The following is a 3114-nucleotide window of genomic DNA, read 5'->3' on the forward strand; positions in this document are numbered from 1 at the left end:
AAGGAACGCTCTTGATCAGTCCGCTGCTGCGGTCGAGGCAGGCCCGGGCGTCCGCCAAGCACTCCTCGCCCTCCACAGCCTTTTGGAAGCGCCAATGATTGACCACCGCCGGCCCCAATACAGCAAGCACGATGACCCATACGGCGATCCGCAGCAGATGCCGTGTGCGGCCCGTCACCGGTTGGTCGAGACGGCTGCTGCCCGGCGAGTCCTGGGCTGCTTGCCGGCACCTGATCCACCATCGCACCAGCCCGAGTATCACGACGACCCCCATCGCCAGCCCGCTCAGATTGGGAAGCGCCGCAATCCGCTCGGAAAGGCGTTCGCGCCAGCCGATCTCCTCGGATCTCGTTGGCGCAGCACTCGTCACCACAGGAGTGGGCAAGGGATCCCGGGCGTAGACAGGGGGCATGGCCACGTCTATTTCCGGGCCAGCCGCCAGCCCGGCGCACGATACTTGGCCGGAGAACCAGCCGCTGCCGGTTGCGCCAACCACTGCGCTGACCGCCACCACGGTTCCCCCGGTCAGAACGACAATCTGGTTGTCGCCGGTATTGAGTCCCCCCGGGAACGCATCGAGCCTGCGGGCTGCCCCGGTCTTCGGATCGAAAATGCTTGGCGGCGACAGGGAGAGCGCACAGCCGTCCGGCAAATGCACGGCGCCGCGGCCGATATTTTGGTGATTCGGGAAGACATAGTCCCAGTACCCTTTTCCCGAGTTCCATAACATCGCCGGAGGCGCTCCCCGACCTTCGACGCGGCGGAGCACGACGCCGTCGCTGACAATGTCGTGGTTGCGCCGCGGGCTGACCTGCTCCCAGAAACGCGCGGCCTGGGCGCTGACGTCGAGTCTGGTGCCGGCACGCGATCCACTCGTTTCAAGTAGTTGCGCGAGCGGCGCGGCAGGCCTCACAGGGGTGCCGAAAGCCTGCTCGGATGTCCGCCATTCAAGCCGGGCAACCTGCCACTGGCGCCGGCTCTCGTCGAATATGAACGCTTCCTCGAAATTGGTGATGACGACGGCCCTGCCATCGGGAAGGAGCCCAAGCTCGAAGGGGCTATCGTTGAGTACTTCTCCGCTGGGGCGGCCACAGAATTCCCAAGGGCTGTCAGCCAGATCGACCGGACTGATTTCGCAGTGCAAGGCATTGCCGGCATCCTCGACAAGGTGGAGCACCCGCCCCGAAGGCAGACGTAGGGCCTGGGCATGACCCGAGCGAGTCTGTTGCAGAGTCCCGGCAGCGGCCCAGGCCCCCGAACGGGCGTCCCAGCGATGGGCCCGGCGCTGCGCGTTACCGCCTGGGTAGCCGAGCGCCACGACCATCACCGAATGGTCATCGAGACGCGCCAATGCCGGTACGCCTTGCCAGTCGCGCGGACGATCCTGGCCATCCGCATCCTCGGGCGTCCAGCGCCAGATGAAGGCTGCACCGAAGATTCTGGCACTGCCGTCAGGCTGGGATTCTACCGACGGGATGAAGCCGGGATATTGCCAGTCGTTGGCACGGATGGTGGCCGCCAGTTCCCATCGGTCAGACGCCGCTCGCCAGCGATAGGCCATCGGCTGAGCCCGGTGATCCATCCTCGTGATCATCGGAACCAACAGCACTTCGCCATCGGCCTGAGTGATTGCATCGTGAAATCCGACTGGCATCGGCGTAGGGGCCGCCTCGGTCCATGTCGCGCTGGTAGGTTCCCACAGCTCGGAACTGGTCAGCGCCTTCCCGTCGATACCGAAACCGCCGGTCACCAGCAAGCGCCCATCGGCCAGCAAGGTCGCGCGGTGGCCGTAGCGCGCCTCTCTCAGCGGGGGCAGAGACTGCCAGCTCTGACCGGCGCGATCCCAGCGTTCCACGCTCGCCAGTGCCCGCCCTGCGGCATCGAAGCCGCCGGTGACAATGATCTCGTCGTCATCGAGCACGGTCGCGGTGTGCCCGGCCCGTGCCTGATGCAAGTCCACTCCCGCCTCGAATGTGCCGCCCCGCAACCACTCGACACTTGAAAGCACGGGGAAGACATCACCGCCCAGCCCCGGGTCGCGCTGCCCGCCAACAACCAGGACGCTGTCATCGCTCAATCTTGAGGCGGTGTGATAGATACGCCCCTGAACGAGTTCGGGTGAGGCTTCACACTTCAGGCTCCGTCCGTTCAGGCGCGACGTTCCCCGGTATTCGGGATGTCCGGACGGATCGTCGATCATTTTCGGCGCGTCGCAGAGTCCGCCGGTCAACAGGACGCCGCCGTCGGACATCGGGGTTGCGGCTTGCAGATAGGGATCTCCGTGGCACTCCGGCAACTCGCCCAGACGCTTCCAGCCGCGTCGATCCGGCAGCCACATCCACGGCTCTCTGGTCAGCACGGCGGCCCTGTCTGCCTGTGCAGGAGGCGCATGGCGCCGCCGCATTAGGAGTTCGTTGTCTTTTGGATCTCCGGAGGTCAGGTTCCCATAAATGTGTGCGCCGTGCAGGAAGTATCGTCCCTGTCCGACCGCGGTAACCGAATGTCCGTGCCGACCCAAGGGATAGGTGCCGACGGTCTGCAACTGACCGGTCGGCAGGGGGATCGCGCCGGGTTCGCCAGCCAATGCCATGCAAGACAGCACCAGTAACCATACAGACGTTCCGTAACGTCGAACGCTGCAGAGAAGTAATCGCATTGATTTGAATGGCATGTCTTGTAATATGACGGTGCGCCTCTTCGCATGTCAAGGTTCGGAAATTGCCTGCCGCCGAATGAGTGCGTCACCCGGGACGCCGCCTGTTCGGCCAGAGCCGTCATTCGGCAGCAGCTGCGAGTGCAGCCGCAATGCGACGGATAACCTGTCGCTCAGCCGCCAAGCTGGGACGAGCGGCAGCTTCTCCATCCTGTGAGCGGAGACTGACGACCCCAAGCCGCCCCACGAGCTGAGGCAAAAGCCGACACTCAACGTTTAGTTCAACGGCGGCCGCGCGAGGCGGTCAATTCTGAGCGTTGGACTCCTTCGGAGATCCCCTGCGACGGAGAGTTAGCCCAACGGCATGTGCGCAGAATGATTGATCGGTTGCGGTTCAACGTCGATGCTGAGCAGCCTCTGCACGCACCACCGCTTCGATTGATGATGCCAACGCTTGCAAG

The 3114-nt window shown here is 64.3% G+C and carries 1 protein-coding gene; it reads right to left on the bottom strand.

Annotated elements, in window-relative coordinates; all coding sequences use genetic code 11:
* A partial coding sequence (locus tag VGD93_RS03780; RefSeq protein ID WP_395009334.1) for a kelch repeat-containing protein occupies positions 1-2590 on the bottom strand: 2590 nt, incomplete at its 3' end.
* Positions 2591-3114: the final 524 nt, after the last annotated feature.

Source organism: Devosia sp., assembly GCF_036406155.1.
Taxonomy (GTDB): Bacteria; Pseudomonadota; Alphaproteobacteria; order Rhizobiales; family Devosiaceae; genus Devosia_A.